Raw genomic sequence first — 18,280 nt, forward strand, 5'->3', positions numbered from 1 at the left:
GTCGTTACAGTGCTGCGCCCCTGTTTTCTTTTTGAAATATCGAAGAATGCATAACCATTATGGCAAATAATGGATGGGGGGCTATTTGTCTCTTGACAGGGGGCAATCATATCAGGATGGGCAAAGCGCGAAGCGTGCCCATCTGGCAGTCGGGAAACCCACAACGCTGAAAATTGTATAAATTTTGACGACGCAGCATCTCTCCCCGGCATGATCGGTTGCACCCGCGCCAGATGGGCACGGCACTACCTTTGCCCATCCTACAGGTTGCCAACAATACCCAGAGTACAGAGTTTATACTGCACCAAAACCTGCTTTCAAGGTGGCACACCTTGCCGCCGGAGGCTTTTTAGTCGCTGAATAGTTACCAAAACTTTTTAATTAAAACCGTGACCCCATCTGTCACACCCCGGGTTTATACTCCATTTCAGTTGAGTGAGCGCACCCATCTCGGTGCCTCTGTAAGTTGAATCCATTTGGAGGTATGTGAATGACCCAGGTTGTTGATTTTAAAAGTCCCGAGTTCTGGAAGGCATGGTACATCAAGCAGGAGGGCTACTTCGGAAGCCCGTTTGAGGTAAAAACCACTGTGGCTTCCGGTGCCTGCTACCTGTGGAATCAGCTGGATGAGCCCGTCCCCGGTGGGGGCACCCATGGCAGCTGGGACATTTTCAACACTCCGGCTGAAATCGCCGCCTACCTCCGATACATGATCCTGCCTCGCTTCTTCCAGCTGCTCATCACAATGGAGGGCAAGGAACTCCACGCCTTTGAGTTTTACGATCTCGACAGCCTTGTGGCAAAGACACACAAGGAGGTGGACTGGGAAAATGAGGAACACGCCCTGATCCTCTCCACCCTGAAAGGCCTGGGCTCCCTTCTTGAAAAAGGGGAGGTCCGTTTTGCTGACCTCAAAAACATAACCGACGCCTGCAACGCCATGTGGCAACACGGCAATGGCTGGACATTCCGCATCACCCCCTTTGACGACATCATTTCCGCAGGGGAAACCCTCTTCATGAACGGTTTCCGCGGAGAACACCCCGACGATGAGTGGGCAAGAGAAGAGTTCGGCCACACCCTGACCGAATGGAAAGAGCTCTGCGCCGCTGCCAGGTCCGACAAAGACGCTTACCTCACTCAGGTATTGCCCAACTTCCTGGAGCCCATGGGATACGTATAGCCCCTGTCAACATCGGTTCTTATGTGTCCGGCCCCTCTCCGGAGGCCGGACACACCCCATCGAATCCATACCCCACGACAGGGAGATACAGGTTGATATTCTGGCACCACGTCAAAAAGAAACGCCCCACGTTGGAAGCACGGCTGGCTGAAATCAAAGCGGCCAACATCATAAAGGTCCTCACCTGGCCCCGAAAAGACCTGGCCATGCTCTACGACTGGAGCAGACCGGTCCGATGCCGCTATACCCACCTCCTTGCCGAAGTGGGAACAACCCCGATGAACCTCGCCCGGCTGCCCTTCCTCAAAGAGGACATCAAAATCGCCCTCCAGCTCCAGATGTTGGTCTACCTTACCCATCACCAGGACACCGTAAATCCAACGAAAGACGAAACCCTCCACGCTGTTGCCACGGCATACGAGCGCCTCGCCCTCTTCCAGGATCTGCCATGCCCACCTGTCTCACCAGAACTCACAGCAGCCGTCACCGCCTGTATTGAAAAGAAGTACGACGCCCTGCTCCAACTCCCCAAAGACCCCAATATCTGGTCCGAGCACGACAAGGCATCCCTTGTCAGGCTGGCCGGGGACGTCGCCGGACTCGATACCGACGCCACTCTTTCAAACACCATCGAGGCTGAAAAAAAGCAGCTTTGCCAGGAGATATGGGGGTTGATTGATACAATCCTCCTTGCAAAACAGCAGAGACGATCGGCATAGCATCAACCCACTACTTTACGGAGGTAAAATGGAACGCCGCACTCCGGTGCGGCATAAGCGATACCCCCCAAAAGCCGCACCGGAGTGCGGCGCTCCAGCAAAAGTTGATACTCAGAGTCGACTCCCCTGGACCACTGCCCCCTCACAAGTCTGAAACGAAGCTTCGGGCAGAAGCCAGACAGATAACCGCCGTCTTTTAATTTGCATACAACCTTTCACATCAAGGACTTAATACCATGAACATTCTCGAAACCAACCGAAAAGCATCCATTCTCAATCGTTTCCGAATCATCCTCGGCCTTCTTGAGGGCAAAAACGACATCACCTCCCACGACCCCGAAGATGCCCTCTCCACCGGCGTGGACCTCTCCCCTGCCACCATCCGCACCTTTTTAAACACCCTGGCCAAGAAGAATCTCCTGAAAAAGGAGTTTCACCCGGGGTCCACCCCGCCTGTCTGTTTTGTCCCCGCCACCCCGGCGCACAATGAATATTTTCTGGTTGGCAAAAGTGTCTCATACATCAAAGAGCAGCTCGCTCTGTGGGTAACGTCGTCATGTTATGATGAAAAACTGGGAATGATGGTTCAGGAGAGGCTTGATGATCTAAAACCAAACACCACGGATGAATCCTAACCCGGACATTTCATAAGAAATCGTAATGCAAAAGAATATACAGTTTTATTACAGGGCATTGTGACGAAAAAATCAGGTGTTCGAAAAATACAAAATGTCATTTTCGATTTCTGTTCGATTTTCTCCCCCTTCGGGCGAGCCGAGTGCACCCATCTTCTGCGTTACCAGAGCTTTGGGGTAAACCACTACATCTACAGCTCTGGTGCCTTGAATATGAATGCACTCGACTCGTGAAATATCCGGGCTAAAACGACAGATAAGTCCCATTTATACCGAAATGAGCCCCTGGGTGAGTCTGAACAAGAGGCTACCGGAGGTTTCTTCTGTTATGACCAAGAGTTATTAAGATAAGAGAACACCTGTGGCGAACAAGAGGGGCACTCATTGGCACGAACCCTTTATTCCTACAAGAGGAACGGTAAGAATGGAGCTTGACAGAGGTATGGGCATGGCATATTTCAGAACCGTAGAAGTGGGATTCTACTAATTTAGTGCAGTAAATTGAGCTTTCATGCAGATTTGCAGAACAAACATCGATCCACGACCGGTGTATCGAGACCGATATGGGGTGGAAAATCATTCTTGGGCGGGGGCTGGATATCTTCCAGAATTATGAAATGAACAACGCCTTCAGTTTCGCCAACAAGCTCCAACAGTTCAGGGCGTGTAAGCCGTTTGGGGTGACGTATCATCGAAAAAGTGAGTGACAACCTCATTATTGTGCTACCTTTGACCTCATATGTCACGCTCTCATGCTAATGTCATTTTGTTTAAAGGTTTTTAACGAACCACTTCAAGTTGCCATAGATAGATTGAACAGGATATATTTGAATGTTTATAGATACTACGATAGGTAATTATTCTGTACGTAAGTATTTGAAGCGCATGGTGATTTACCAATGATATTATTTTGCAGCAATTGTCAAAAGAATTTTACCTCAAATGAAGTAAGCCTTGAGTCTCAATCCACTAGTATTTCATGTCCTTTTTGCGGAACGCAATTTTCAGTTCAACTCACAGTGCAAATGGTAAAACTTGAGGCCACGGAAATAGAGCCACAACACACCTCTGCATCAAATGAACAAACTTATGATTTTGAAGAAGAAGATTTAGAGTATTACAGGACTGTCTGTGACAACATTAAAAAGTCACGAAATTATTTCGAATTTGGTGAGAATACGCAGAAATCAAATCGTCATAATGGAACACCAAGTACTGTAACGGATAAATCTATTCCCCCCTTAGATATCCCCCAATCAAACCGGGGCAGTGAGAGCCTGTTTGATAATGCGAATATAAAATCAAAAATACCATACGGCATGAAAGGGTTGCAGGAGGCCAAGGAAGCACAGGAAGCAAGGGAAGCCCTGCTGGCCGAGGAAGCACGCAAAGCAAGGGAAGCCCTGCTGGCCGAGGATATAGACGAAGAGCTATACCTCGAAGAGAATAGGCGATTTTATGTTCCAGAGCGAAGGATACGTCTGCTTAATCATGCCAAAGAAGATGACCATAAAATTCCGGTAAATAAGAAGTTAAATCTCCCATCGAAAAATATTGAAATAGACGATTGGATATTTGATGACCTGAATCTTGATGAGTATGACGATGAATTAATAAACGATTATATAGCAGATGTTGAAACCGATGGGCGTGTTGATAAAAAAGAGAGGGCCTATCAGATTGCATTTGAGACAGCAGCTAAGTTTGGATGGGATGATGAAGAACAAATTAACCTTCTTGCGAAAGAGTTTAAAGAAAATGGTTGGAGTTTATCGCGATCATATTTGATTCAAGAAGTAAAAACCGGCATGACATATGAAGAATTTCGTTTGGCCGTTATGATAAGGAATGTATGGAATTCAGATGGTCGATTTACGGCAGGCCTTTATAAAGGAAAGAGTACACAGAGTCACTTTAATATAAGGTGGGATTTCTGTCATAAACTGATTGAATGTTACGCTTCACTCCCTGGCATTGATGAAATTGAAATGTACCTCCACCAACTAATGGAATATTGGTCGTATAGCCCTGCTTTAAGAGACAACTTTTACACATTTTACAGTTATCTGAAATTTCGAACGCATTCTGCTGATATCCCTTTTGAACTGACCCCTGATTATCCCCCACCAACATATAATTATAAAAAATACAGCCAAGAATTTGCTTTGTATGAATACTAACCCGGAGTGATTATAGAATGAGAAATAGCGTCGATTGGATGGTTAAAGGCTGTTGTGTTTCTTTGGGCAACAATGAGTTTGGAACCGTCCAAAGAACTGAATTGAAAGACAGCACGGGTTATGTTGATGTGGCATGGAGAAAAAATAAAAAGCTGAGCAGGCACCTTGCTAAATCACTTCGAAATGGTTTTCAAATTGGCATGGTGGTTCAAGAGACCCCATTGTCTCGAACACGAGCATCCATGGGGGAAGGAGTTGTTCTGGAAAATCGAATCCTCGGGAAACGTGAACAGGTCCTTGTTGATTTTTTGGAGACAGGAGAAAGGCATTGGATACCCTTTCAAAACTTGAAGTTCATTAAAGGGGTGCGACAACGATTTGTCTTGAATCAGATGGGTGGTGAAGGAAATGCAGAACATTTCCGGTTGAGAAGTCTTGCGTATGCAATCGAAACTTGGAATGAGAACACAGGCGCTCTCTCGAATCTTCATATTGATCCCCTGCCGCATCAGATAAATCTTGTCCATCATATTCTAAAATCCGGAAATTTAAATTGGTTGATTGCTGACGATGTAGGGCTTGGTAAAACAATCGAAACCGGTATGCTTCTTTCAGCGCTTATTCATAGAAAAAATTTTAGACGGGTGCTTCTTGTAACGCCAGCAGGGTTGGTTCAGCAATGGAAGGATGAGCTTCATTACAAGTTTGGAATGAGTGATTTCAGAATTTATGGCGAGGATTTTGTTGTCAAAGAGGAAAGAGAGTGGAAGTTGTATGACAATGTCATTGGTTCGGTAGACAGGTTCAAATCAAAAAAACACATCCATAATCTCATGAACTCAGGGCATTGGGATATCATTGTTTTCGATGAGGCCCATAACTTAAGCCGCATGCAGTATGGGCATACATTTGAAAGCACTGGGCGCTATAGGCTTGCCGCGAGTCTAAGAAAAAAGACAGACAATATTATATTGCTTACTGCAACGCCCCATCAAGGTAAAACAGATAAATTTCAGGCATTACTCGAATTGTTAAGGCCGGAGAATAAGAGTGAAATTCGTAATATGTCCACGCATCCTGAAATTATAGGAGATATGGTATATAGAAATAACAAGTCTGAGGTTACCGACATTGATGGACAAAAAATCTTCATAGGCAAGATAACGAAATCAATACAAATTGATTCAAATGATCAAGAAATTCAATTCGAAAAAGAGTTAATTAAATATCTTAAATTGGGTTATTTAGCTGGTAAAAGTAAGGGTGGAATGACGGGCCGAGCCATTGGTTTTGTCATGACGATTTACAGAAAGCTTGCAGCTTCGAGTATAGCCGCAATAAGAAATTCCCTTATTAAACGACTCGATCGATTAAATATGCGTATTGATGACATCGTCAGGGCGGAGGATTACATAGAAAATTGCGATAAAAGATATGAGGGAGAGTTTGAAGAAACGTTCGAGAACACGGGCAAGGAGTTTTTTAGAGGTGAAAAAGAACACCTTTCGAAGCTTATAGGCCGAGCTACCGAAATTTTGAACAATGACAACAAAATAGTGGTATTTTTGAATGAAGTCGTTGCCCTTATTAAGCGTCAGGATCCAAGTGAAAAAATCGTTATTTTTACTGAATATAGGGCCTCTCAGCAGTATCTGAAAGAAAAATTATCTGAAACGTATGGACATAACTCTGTCTTTTTAATTCATGGTGGTTTGAGCCATGAAGAGAGGCAGTCTGCAATTGAGAACTTTGAGGACACAGGCCAATTTTTAATTTCGACAGAAGCCGGTGGAGAGGGCATTAACCTTCATCGAAAAGCACATGTCTTGATAAATTTCGACTTGCCATGGAACCCCATGCGAATTGTTCAACGCATTGGCCGTTTATATCGATATGGACAGAAAAAAAAGGTTGTTGTTTTCAATATATTTAGGCCTCAATCATTGGACGGTAACATTGTTTCATTACTCTATCAGAGAATTGATCAACTTGTGCAGGACATGTCAATTTTGGGGGGGGAATTTAAGCCAGGGCTTGAGGCAGAAATCCTCGGTGAAGTTATTGAAAGTTTGGATGTAACGCAAGTTTTAGAAAGCAGCTTGTTTGAGACAACGGCACAAACAGAAAAAGAAATTGAAGACGCTGTTGCACACGCAAAAAATGCTGTTGAGAAGCAGCGAGAACTAATGAGTTATGCGTCAGGGTATGACCCAAGAACAGCCGCAGGTGAGTTGAAGATTACTGTAGAGCACTTAAAATCATTCACAAAAGGCATGCTATGGCAGGTTAATGCCAAAATTGTGGAGACGACCCACGACAACAATGTATGGAAAATATTAGTTCCCGATGATGTAAAAGATGAACTCTCCTTGAAAGGAAGTCAGCTCAAGGTCTCTTTTTGTAGGGATATTGCGTCAAGGCGCCGTGATATTCACATGATGGATGTTGATAATATTCTTCTTAAATGCTTAATCAATCGGGCAAAACATTATTCGTTTGATGGCAGAGTTGCAAGGCTTGCAGGTTTGGAATGTGCAGCTGTCCTAACAGGCATGCTTCGATGGCAGAATGATCAAGGTGTCAGGATGAGACAGGAATATTATGCAAGCGTCATCAATCATGATGGATGCATAGAGGAGGACAATCAGATCATCTCAAATTGGTTGTTAACTCATGCAAATGATAGCCTCAACGAAAACGCTTACAGCCAACATGAAATGGTGTCTTTATATGATATAGCTCAAGAGTCTATGGATTTAAGGTTGTTTAATTGCAGCAATAAGTACCTCCATCCTGAAAACAAGCAGCTTATCAGTGCAGGATTAATTTGAGTGTACACAGTCTACTGACCCCATGGCCTCAAGTAGTTTTTTTTGCATCGGACAAGTTGGAGATTTGAATACATGTTCAAAAAGTATCTAAAAATTGACTTGTCATTAAATGTATCATTTCACCCTTAAAAATTATTTCAATAAAAGCCAAAGGACAACCCATGCCACTACCGCCCAAATGTTTCTTCAAAACCAAGTGTCCGGCATGTGGCTGGAGCAAAATTAAAAAACCACCCAGTGATGCAATCATAGCCCCGGACAGGTGCCCCCTGTGTGGTTGTGAAGACTTGACATTTCAATGTGACCCCACGGCAAATGGGCTCACCATCATCTTTTCCCATTTAAAAAATGTATTTATAAAAACAAAAACAAATAAATAATCAGGTAATATCACTCTGATCAAAGGAGATAAAAATAATGAGCAAGCCAAATCAGAAAGAAGCCGAAGAAGAACTCAAACGTGGCGCAGAAAATGTTACCAAGGAAGATTTCCAGAAAGTTCTGAACAAGAAAAAAGAGATTGAAGACAAATTTAAATCAAATGGTCCTCTCGGTCGATTTATCTCCGATTTGAAAATTCTGTTTGCCTTGGTCAAAGATTATATTGACGGGAACTACCGAGAAATACCCTGGTATTCCATTGCATCCGTTGTGGCGGCCTTGCTTTATGTTTTGAGCCCCATCGATCTTATTCCCGACTTTATCCCGGGCATTGGGTATCTTGATGATGCGTTGGTCGTTGCGGCCTGCCTGTCCTTCGTTGAACAAGACCTTCACCAATACGCTGAATGGAAAAAGGTGCATGCATAGCACTAAATTGACAGGCTGGGGATGAAACATGCTTGCATAATTTTTGTCCTTGAGGCCCCTACCCACTCCAAATAGAAAGGGGCCAGAAAATATTTCAGTTTGGTGAAGTTACGCAGAAAAGAATTCGTCAGATTGAAGCACCGGTTAATGGTGGGTAAAATCCTTAAGTATAGCATTGCAGTGATATTTGGATTACGAAACTGATTGGATCTATTCAGGAGAACAAAATGTCTAAATTAGGGTTAGTCTTCTCAGGGGGAGGCGGAAAGGGTGCCTACGAAATCGGAGTGTGGAGAGCTCTCAAAGAGTTTGGAATAGATCAAGAGGTCCAAGCGGTTTCCGGTACGTCAGTCGGAGGGTTGAATGGCGCACTCTTTGTGCAGGGGGATTTTGAAGCGGGAGAACATCTATGGCAGAGTATCAGCCCAGATAAAATATTAAAGATAGATATCACCAAAATCACACAATTAGCCGCCAAGTTTGCATCAAGGTTATCTGTTCCAATCAACATATTACTCGAAATGGCAACCACACTTAAAGGCCGAGGGTGGTTTACCCAAGAAGGACTGCAGGAGTTGGTTCGAGAAAGCGGCGTTTGTTCAACTGTTAACAAAAGCGAATTGCCCTTTCATGTCTGTGCCCTTAACGGCAATACCGGTAAACTGGAACTCCCCCTCCTGAATGGCCGACCGGAAGAGGAGATTGAAAAATGGCTTCTTGCCTCCGCCGCGATTCCAATTGTGTTCGGATCCGTGGAAATCAATGGTGAGAGGTATCATGATGGCGGCGTCCTTCCTATGCTCAGCAACAACACTCCTTATGATCCATTGATAAATAAGCATGGGTGCACCCATGTGATTTCAATTTATCTGGATAATGCCCCCCTCATGCGCAAGGCACAGAGTTTATACCCTGCCGTAAAATTCTGGAATATTGTACCGTCGACTCCATTCCAAGGGTGTGTTCTTGCCCCATTAAATTTTACCCCAGAGAACGCACGGGAATTAATGGAACGCGGTTATTGTGATGCCAAAAGACTCCTTATTCAATTTCGAGACTTCCAAAAAGTTGAAGAGAGGAGTCTGGATAGAGCCAAAGAGATTGAAGACAGAGGGGTTCAGTTTAATCGACAGAAACAAATAAATCAGAATTTGAGGGCTGATCCGTGTTCAGATATGGAAAATTCCTTGTCCCTGCTTGACCATTTGGAAGCGGAGATCGACCGTCGAGAATTGGATTTGATCGATGGAAACGTGGAAAGCTTTCTGGAGCGCTATACAGATAATTCGAACATGATGCAGGAAGCCATGTTTGAGGGAATTGCCAGACTGGCCTCAACGGAAGGGCGGATCAACCATGCTATGAACCGTGGACTGTTAAGTCGGGTATGGGAAGGCGTCACCGGGAAATCGGGCAAACTGACGGCCGAGATCCAGTGGGATATGAACCGAGCCATTTATTTTAATCAGACGCTCATAACAAAACTTTCCGAACGAAACGCGCTGACCCTTGAAGCGGTCTCCTCTCTTGGAACCCGCCTGAACTATATCATGGGTCATGCGAACTACCTGACAGCAGCCAGTAATTTCCATCAAAAGGCAATAGGTATGCTGGCGAAGCATATGAGCCAGTTACAAATGAATATCAATCGAAGATTAAAATTATTAGAAAACCAGGTAGAGACAAACAAGCACGACATATCATTTCTAAAGTGGAGTCATGGGCTCCCCCAAAGACTTGCCGGCGTTTCGTCATCACAAGCTCTCATATATACATCCCAGGAATTCTATAAACAAAAGCAAGGAGAGTGGCAACTGGATGATCTCTTTACGCTTGAAGTTGATTTTGACAAAGCCTGCCAAGGGAAATCTTGCTCATTGCAAGACTTGGCCAGCAGCTTGCCGAAAACTCAATCTCAAATAGATACGTCCTTCTTTGCACCCGTTATCGCGGATTCCGCCGTTGTCCACCCAGCGTATAGCGCCATACACCCCGCTTCATCACAGGATATTGCACTGTTGGAAAAGTGTGGAATATCCTGCGAAGCAAAGATACCTGTCGTCCAGCTGCTAACTGAAATACTCTGTTCAATGCGGTTACGGGACCGACGTAGAAATGACGTACTCAGCACCTACAAAACTCAAGCGATAGAATTAGACAAGCTGTGTGCCCAGACAGGAATGCGAGAGTACCAAACCCCACTGAAGAACTGGCAGCAAGAGATGGAGGACTACCGTGTTCTGGTTCCCCTGATCGGCAAATTCAGCGCAGGTAAAAGTACCCTTTTGAATGCGTTTCTGGGGCGAGCGCTACTGGGTGAAGACCTCGATCCCGAAACCGCGGATGCCTCTGAACTTCACTTCGGCTTGAAAGAACACGCCGAAGGGATTTTTTTGAACGGTGAAGAGACGCCCATTCCCGATGTGGCGGCAATGCTTCCCTCTCCAGAGTCAAATTCACTGTGGTATTACCGCCGATATGTCAACAACCCCTTGCTCAAACACCTTGACAGGCTGGTTCTGGTTGACATGCCCGGTTTTGATTCCACCAGGCTGAATCATGAAAAAGCGATTGCCAATTACATGGAACGCGGGGAGGTCTTTATCGGCGTTCTCTCTTCAGATACACCTTATGATGATGACTCTGCCATGGAAGTCCTCAGTGAAGCATACAACAACGGGAAAGAGATCCACTTGGCTGTGACCCGGTGCGGTCGGTGTACCGATGAAAAACTTCAAGAGATACGCCAGACATTAAGAGATACTTTTACAGGTGTCTCCCCCGTACCAGAAATAGCCCTTGTAGAATCCAAAACCGGCGAACCTGGAATTTCTGAATTTTCCTCCCTGCTTTTTAATATCTCTTCTCGATTCAACGATTTCTTTAGAGCACGATTTGAGCCGGATCTATTGAATTTTAAAGAACAGATCCGGAGAAAGCTGGAAAGCGAACTCAAGCTGAGCCAATGTGACGATGTAGAGCTGGAGCAGCAGATGGCCATGGAACAAAAAGCGTTTGCCACGTTGAATGAAATATTGAATCGAGAAAAAGAAGCGCTTAAAGAATACCTGACCAACGATGCCGTCGAAGACGTTATTCAGGAGGTTTTAGATGTGCTTATGGGCTCCGAAAGCATGCTTTTATCCGCCGGTGAATCAGGAGCCCTGCAACAAACGATCGCGTCCCTTGTCCGCCCGGTAACCCAAACAAAAGCAAAACAGGTTGTGGAACAAGCAGTAGCTGATTTTACACGGCGCATTCAACATGTAATCGATCAACCAAATGCAAAATTAAATATCAACGTTGCCGTGATGAACACCACAATGAAAGAAGGGAATAACGGCAATCTGTCGGCCGGCATTGGCGGGATTGTCGGTGCTGTTGTCCTGGGGCCGGTTGGTGCCTTCATTGGTGCCGTGATAGGGAAATTTTTTGGGAACAACAAAAACGAGGTGCAGGAAGAAAATCGCACTTTAATTCGTACTCAGGTCATTCCAGGAGTTCTTCAATTCATCCGTCAACAGTTAATCTCAAGTTTTGGGGAGTATGCTGATGATGTTGGAAATGCGGTACAGAACTTTATTGGAGAACAACGGGAATCCCTTGAGGCAAGACGAACCGAATTAAATGAATCAATAAACAGTAAACAAGAAATGCACAATAAACGCAGTAAAGTTTTAGAAATAGCGATTGCTACCATTGATAATGATTTAACACCACCAGTATATAGCTCTGAAAGGGACATGAGATGGCTAAATTGAATCTTGCAGCGAAACTGAAACAATCGATTGATAATGTAAAACGGTTCTCATCGCATCCACTTCAAAATGAGGATAACAATACCAAGTTAAACTACCTGAGAGTTCTCAGTCTCATGATATATGCAGATCAAACTTGCCATGAAGAGGAAAAGGCATACTTTGGTTCTCTCTTCCGGACCTTGAATCCGGAAGGGGCCACTTTAGAGGACCTTTTGGCCTTTGCCGAACACCCTGATTTTTCAGATGTCGAGGCCATCACAACGACCTTGAGGGAGCAGGAGCAAACCGGCATTGCATTGTTGATGGACCTATTGATGCTGGCCGCCGTCGACTCAGAAATTAAAGATGAAGAGAAAGCGTTGATCGGAGCCTGTCGAGGATTTCTTGGATGGGACAATGAGATCTACAATGGCTGGTTCACCTGCTGCCAGACGATTGCCACAGATGAAAAATCTGAAGCTTTTAAAAAAATGCTTCAGATGATCCCCGAGGAATGCGTCGGCCATGTCTTGGCACACCGTGGGCTGAGTCAAGCGGAAATACAACGTACTTGGTCAACATGGGACAAGGAATTATTACGACAGAGCCTTCAAGGTAAACTTCCGGCCTTTTCTCTTGAATCTCTATTGGCTTTGGCACCGCAGGAAAGCATGGCTGTCAGAGTCAAGGAGGCTCTCGAAGGCACTGCTTTTTTTAAAACACACCCATTGAAAGAGGCTCGCCTGGAAGACAAGATGAACTACTTGAAGGTCTTAAGTCTGGTGATGGTGGCCGATGAAAAAGTTGTCCCCGAAGAGCAAGCATATTTTGGCGCTGTCACGCGAACCCTTGTAGGGAGCGATATGCTTCAAGGGTTGTTGGACTGGGCCAACAACCCTGACCTTTCCGAGATCGCCCGTATGACCGAAACCATGCCACAAGACGATCAGTACAAAGTCTGTCTCATTCTGGATGCCTGCATGCTTGCTTACACCGACAGTATTCTGCATGAGGATGAAGTTGATCTCATTGGGCAATTCAGAAGTATTGTGGGATGGGACCACGAAAAATTCAAGTATATTTACAACTTAGGCAAGGCCATTTCCATCATCCCGGAAGGCTTAAATCTTTATGCATTATGTAAGCACTTTCCTGCAGGCTATACTCTACACATTCTTGAATATCGAGGAATCAAAATAACCCCCAGTGATTGTGATCTCCAACTCGGTATTGAGCTTGAAGAAATCAGGAACATGAAATACGGATCCGTCGTCAATGCAAACAGAATAAGTAAGTACCCGATTACGGTAAGACAATTCCACCCATTCTTGGATTACCTTCGGTATATTTATGACTTAAACGTCAGTAGTAATATTTTAGAAACTGAATCAGGGGAACAGTTAATTAACCTTAGGATTAATGGTTTTACGAGATGTAAAAATGGGGGCATTCAATTTAAAAATGAAAACGAGAATAACCCCGTATGCTCGATCAGCCCACTTGCAGCAAATCTGTATTGTGATTGGCTAACATTATCCACGGAGAAAAAATATCAAATTCCCATCGTCAAAGGAGACAAAGATAAGGACATATCGTTGTTTACAAACACTCGAGGATTCTTTATTTCACATGGTTCAAAAATATGTGTCTTTCCCTTTAAAACACAGGATCACGTAAGATTATCAAATCTTAAAAAATTAGATAATAATAAAATCAGCCATATGGCTGAGTTGTACGTTGTGGAAACAAAATCACAGGCCAATAAACCGCAAACCGATTTACTCAACATGCTGAAATCAGCTCAGACTCAAAGGAAAAATTGATGGGGCTGGGAATGAACGCTCACTTGAAAACGGGTTCAGTTGACTTATCTACCAATGATATCCAAAGAGGGGCGAATCTTTCCGCTTCCAATGATAACAGATACCTTAACGAGGCTGAGCAAGGATTGGAGCTATGCGCACGTCTCACAGCACTCGGAGACAACCATTTTGTAGCCCATAGAAAACATTCCGAGCTGGTTGCTTTAATTGAAGAGCAGTTTCTTCCGTTGGCGGAAGCCGATTTCAACCCCACGGGTGCTCAAACTTACCGGGATTTAGAACGTCTCTGCACAGAACTTGAAGATTTGATCCAGTTTCCTGATATTGATCGTTTCTATACCGTAGCGGTTGGAGGGATGTTCAGCGCTGGCAAGTCACGATTCTTGAATTCTGTGATTGGTTGCGAATTGCTACCCACAGATACCAACCCAACAACCTCTATTCCCACCTATCTCTCCCAGGGTGAAAATGATGCCATCACAGCTTTAAATGCATTTCACGCCAGGATCGACATTGACGAAGAGGCCCTTCAAGCCATTTGCCATGACTTTCATGATCGGTTCAATGTCTCTTTTTCTCACATCTTGAGGCTGGTCCATGTACAAAGAAAACACATAAAGTATCCAAGGATCACCTTTTTGGATACACCTGGCTACAGCAAGAGTGATTCACTTGACAGGGCAGCAAATATCGATGAACGAATAGCGAGAGATCATCTACTGAAAGCTGATTTTTTAGTTTGGGTCATCGATATTCAAAACGGGACCGTGCCTCTGGATGACATTCTTTTCATTCAAAGCCTTGATTTCAAGAGCCCGATCCTCTTTGTACTGAACAAAGCCGATAAAAAAACAGACACGGAGATTCAGCAGGCTCTGGCTTCCGCAAAAAAAGATCTTGCCCGAGTAGATGACATCAACGTTTACGGTGTAACTGCCTATTCTGCTGCTGAGGAGAAAGAGTACGGCGGCCAAAATTGTCTGGATCAGTTTTTTCATGATGTTTCAGAGTTCAAGGCGGGGACCCCATTGCGTCATCATGCGGACATGATTTTTTCCGAATACATCGCATTTTACGGAAGTGAGAGGATACGACTGCAGCTGCAAAGGGATGTCCTTGAGGAAACGATGAGCTCCCCCGGTATGACATCAGAGCTTAACAAACGAATAAAGGCCATGTCAGCAGGTGCAAAGGCGCGCATCAACGATTTGCAGGGAGCGCAAAATAAAATGGAGGCCATCCAAAAGCAAGCCGTTCGGTTGATTGAAGAGATCGCTGAAGCAAGTGGACTTACGCTTGCTGAGGTGTCCCGCCCTGTACTCGAGCCGTTAATAACAGTGACGAAGGACACACAAATTTATTCATCTAAAACGTATCATTTTAAGGGGAATACCAACGAAGGATCAGGAAAATCCTTTGAACCTCTTGTTCGTATGGCCTCACTGCATAATTTACTGGGAACAGTACGAAAGACGGATTCTCTTTGCGTTTACTTTGAGGTGGAAAACGGAGTCGAAGTGATGGCCCTGGCGGGAGAGATTCAAAAGGTAACAGGTCTTAACCAAGGTGATGCCCTCGATCTACTCTCCGTTGGAACCAAAGTGAGCATCCACCTTCATGATCACAAGCATTGCACCATTATCTATCCCCATGAGCCATAAACGCCGTTTTAATTGATTTTTTATTTGATTTAAAGCTTTGTCTCTCAGGAATAAATTGGCCACGCCAAGGGTATAAAATATGCAGGAACAAACCACAGAACAAATCGTTAACCAGTTTATGTACAAAATTGAGCGCATGAAACCGTACACTGACCTGGTCGGTGAAGCAAACTTGTCTGCTTTGCGTGAACAGGTCCAAGACTTGCAGAGGAATGCGTCTGACGCATTAAATGAGAACCGTCTGCTGCGCATTGGTGTCATCGGTCAAATAAAAAGAGGAAAGTCCACCTTTATCAACGCCCTTCTTTTCGATGGCGAGAATATTCTGCCCAAAGCAGCTTCGCCCATGACGGCTGCACTGACCCGTATTCAATATGGCGAAAAATTAGAGGCAACGGTCGATTTTTATACACCCGATGAATGGCGGCAAGTAGAAGCAACCGCAGAGGTCGGGTTCAAAAAAAAGCGGCTGCGTCAAGAAGCCAAGGGTGGATTAAACCAAAATACCAAAGGCAGTTTCCTGGCTCGTGGTGGGAAGTCCAAAAAATCAGCCATAATGCCAGGGAAGCCAACCCCCGATGAGCAGGCCTGCATGGAGCTTGTCGAGATGGCACAGCAAGGTGGGGAAGATATCACAAAATATCTTGGAAGTTCCAAGATGCTGGATACCATCGATAATATGTCTCAACTCAATGCTATACTGTCTGATTATATTGGCGTTGGAGGTCGTTTCACCCCCATCGTTAAAAGCAGCCGCCTGACTCTGAACATGCCTGTATTAAAAAATATTGAAATTATAGACACGCCCGGGATTAATGACCCTATTGTATCGCGAAGCCGTGTCACCCAACAGTTCATGGGCCAGTGTGACGTCATTTTCTTCCTCAGTAACTGCGGACAATTTCTAGATCAGGCGGATATGCGCCTGCTGGCGCAGAATATTCCGGCGAAGGGCATTGATGATATTTATTTGATCGGTTCGCTTTTCGACTCGGTTTTGCTTGATGATGGGCACAAATACGCTTCCATTGGCCGTGCCGTTTCATCGATCGTTACAAAATTAAGCGATCGTGCAACGAATGATTTTAAACAAATTTGTAGAGAGATCGAGGAAGCAGGTGAACAGGCATATATGGCTGTGGCACTAGACAAAGCCTTGCCTCCGTATTTCATATCGGCCATGGCGTTCAATATTTATCGCCATTGGGAAGCCCTGGATGAGGGAGAGGAAAAAATTCTCAAAAGCCTTCAAAAAATGTTTCCTCAAGATACACTAACACGAGAAACTCTTCTGGAACTTGCCAACCTACAAATTATTCGATCACATCTCAAAGATGTAGAACAGCATAAAGATAAGATCTTTCATGGCAAATTGGAAAAGTTACTGGAACGCTTTGAACCTGCTTTTCGGGCAGAATTACGGGAGCTACGCGCCGAGGTCATTAAAGAAAAGGAAACGCTTGAAACAGGTACCATTGAGGAGCTGTCAACCCATCTCAAAATTTTATCTTCCAATCTGGAAAAAGGAAAAAACCAGGTGGCCCTTGCCTTCGAGGCTCATACGAATCATATCAAAAAGAGCATGTCTACTTTAAGACACGAGATAAAAAGCGCTGCTTTAGATGCCAGGAAGGTTTCACGTCGCAAGGGCACAGAAACACAAGAAGAGGCCTATACGGTCGATAAGGGGATGGGGTTTGCGTGGTGGAGGAGCCTCACAGGCAATCGCTATGAAACAAGGCATCGAGACATCACCGTCTCATACAGCTACGCCAGCGTTCATGATGCCATTGATAAGGTGGAAGGCTTTATTTCGGGAGCCAAAGAAAAATTGGATGATAAGATAGGCGAAGTTGTCGATATTGAGGGGCTACGCCTTGATATTCTTGAAGCGGTAAAGGAAATTGTTAACATCAAAGACGGAACGATGGACTCTGACGGAATTCTTGCTCTGATTAATAAAGCCGTCTCTCGTATCAAAAATCCCAGAGTCGACCTAAATACAGATCGCTTTCTCAAGGAGATAACCAAAGTTTTCAACAGCCCGGAAGTAAGGGATTCGGATATTGAAAAATTGCAGTCGAGTATGGCCAAAGCCGTCAACAAAGCGTTGGAAGCGATCGAAGGTGCCGTTACGGACAACCAGGAAAAAATCTGCGCGGAACTCAGCAAAACAGGTAACGATTTTATAGATGGTATCACCAGTGAACTGAATTCAAAAATAACGCGTATGGAAAAATCCAAAGGGAATCTGTTGCAAGAGATCGAGCGATATAACCAGCTCTTGGAGTTGATTTGAGTCCCATGACTACATGGTCATCATGAAGTTAAAGATATTTTAATGAATAAGTCAGTCGAGGCTGCCAAATGCCAATCCCACCCCAATTTCCATTAAAAACGTCCTGCCCGGCATGTGGTTGGAGCATGACAAAAAAACCACGAAGTGATGCCCTTAGTGGGCCAAGCGCCTGTCCCCGTTGTGGTAATAAAGATTTGACACATGAGATCGTGCCTGATGCATTTAATTTACGTGTTGCAATATCCTTTTTCAAAAATATTTTCAGAAAATAACACACGTTTTTTTGAATACGTTAAACCCAAGCGTGTCCAGCATCGATCACCTTCCGGCGTGCAGATGCCCACGAAAATACCGGCCTTGATCATCCTTTCGGCCATTCAAAAAAGAGGGGGTCAGGCC

The 18,280-nt window shown here is 44.6% G+C and carries 12 protein-coding genes and 1 pseudogene; 11 read left to right on the forward strand and 2 right to left on the reverse strand.

The features are described from left to right. On the reverse strand, nucleotides 1-212 hold a 212-nt coding region (locus tag Q1Q75_RS18380; RefSeq protein WP_300673659.1), incomplete at its 3' end, for a hypothetical protein. 278 nt (nucleotides 213-490) lie between these two features. Between Q1Q75_RS18380 and Q1Q75_RS18385 the strand changes: the two genes are divergently transcribed. The 6 genes from Q1Q75_RS18385 (at nucleotide 491) to Q1Q75_RS18410 (ending at nucleotide 7,548) form a co-directional block, all read left to right on the forward strand. Then, a complete protein-coding gene (locus Q1Q75_RS18385; protein WP_300673661.1) occupies nucleotides 491-1,183 on the forward strand; it encodes a hypothetical protein in 693 nt (230 codons plus the stop codon). Nucleotides 1,184-1,275: 92 nt separating this feature from the next. Then, nucleotides 1,276-1,902, forward strand: coding sequence for a hypothetical protein (locus Q1Q75_RS18390; protein WP_300673663.1), 627 nt, complete (start codon nucleotides 1,276-1,278; stop codon nucleotides 1,900-1,902). Nucleotides 1,903-2,138: 236 nt separating this feature from the next. Next, nucleotides 2,139-2,537: a hypothetical protein gene (locus Q1Q75_RS18395; RefSeq protein WP_300673665.1), complete on the forward strand. Its 399-nt coding sequence runs from the start codon at nucleotides 2,139-2,141 to the stop codon at nucleotides 2,535-2,537. A 500-nt stretch (nucleotides 2,538-3,037) separates the two neighbouring features. Further along, nucleotides 3,038-3,244 (forward strand): MIT C-terminal domain-containing protein, encoded by a 207-nt coding sequence (locus Q1Q75_RS18400; RefSeq protein WP_300673698.1) that lies wholly within the window; start codon nucleotides 3,038-3,040, stop codon nucleotides 3,242-3,244. A 192-nt stretch (nucleotides 3,245-3,436) separates the two neighbouring features. Continuing rightward, nucleotides 3,437-4,717, forward strand: a complete 1,281-nt coding sequence (locus Q1Q75_RS18405) for a hypothetical protein (protein ID WP_300673667.1) — start codon at nucleotides 3,437-3,439, stop codon at nucleotides 4,715-4,717. Between the two features lie 17 nt (nucleotides 4,718-4,734). After that, the gene (locus Q1Q75_RS18410) at nucleotides 4,735-7,548 is read left to right on the forward strand and encodes a helicase-related protein (protein ID WP_300673670.1); all 2,814 of its coding nucleotides are present in this window, start codon (nucleotides 4,735-4,737) and stop codon (nucleotides 7,546-7,548) included. Nucleotides 7,549-7,624: 76 nt separating this feature from the next. On the opposite strand, the gene Q1Q75_RS18415 is transcribed toward Q1Q75_RS18410, so the two are convergent. After that, entirely contained in the window at nucleotides 7,625-7,798 is a 174-nt protein-coding gene (locus Q1Q75_RS18415; RefSeq protein WP_300673673.1) for a hypothetical protein, read from the reverse strand. Between the two features lie 377 nt (nucleotides 7,799-8,175). Between Q1Q75_RS18415 and Q1Q75_RS18420 the strand changes: the two are divergent. From Q1Q75_RS18420 to Q1Q75_RS18440, 5 genes and pseudogenes are all read left to right on the forward strand, one after another. After that, nucleotides 8,176-8,289: pseudogene (locus tag Q1Q75_RS18420) on the forward strand (DUF1232 domain-containing protein); the annotation flags it as partial. A 296-nt stretch (nucleotides 8,290-8,585) separates the two neighbouring features. Further along, entirely contained in the window at nucleotides 8,586-12,119 is a 3,534-nt protein-coding gene (locus Q1Q75_RS18425; RefSeq protein WP_300673675.1) for a patatin-like phospholipase family protein, read from the forward strand. After that, nucleotides 12,107-13,921, forward strand: a complete 1,815-nt coding sequence (locus Q1Q75_RS18430) for a TerB family tellurite resistance protein (protein ID WP_300673677.1) — start codon at nucleotides 12,107-12,109, stop codon at nucleotides 13,919-13,921. Before Q1Q75_RS18425 ends, Q1Q75_RS18430 begins: the two co-directional genes overlap by 13 nt. Then, nucleotides 13,921-15,582 carry a dynamin family protein gene (locus Q1Q75_RS18435; protein WP_300673679.1) on the forward strand — a complete coding sequence of 554 codons (1,662 nt, stop codon included), beginning with the start codon at nucleotides 13,921-13,923 and terminating at the stop codon, nucleotides 15,580-15,582. The genes Q1Q75_RS18430 and Q1Q75_RS18435 overlap by 1 nt, the downstream gene beginning before the upstream one ends. A gap of 79 nt (nucleotides 15,583-15,661) precedes the next feature. Next, the gene (locus tag Q1Q75_RS18440; RefSeq protein WP_300673682.1) at nucleotides 15,662-17,881 is read left to right on the forward strand and encodes a dynamin family protein; all 2,220 of its coding nucleotides are present in this window, start codon (nucleotides 15,662-15,664) and stop codon (nucleotides 17,879-17,881) included. The last annotated feature ends 399 nt before the right edge of the window (nucleotides 17,882-18,280 follow it).

This window comes from Desulfoluna sp. (assembly GCF_030145185.1).
Lineage (GTDB): Bacteria > Desulfobacterota > Desulfobacteria > Desulfobacterales > Desulfolunaceae > Desulfoluna.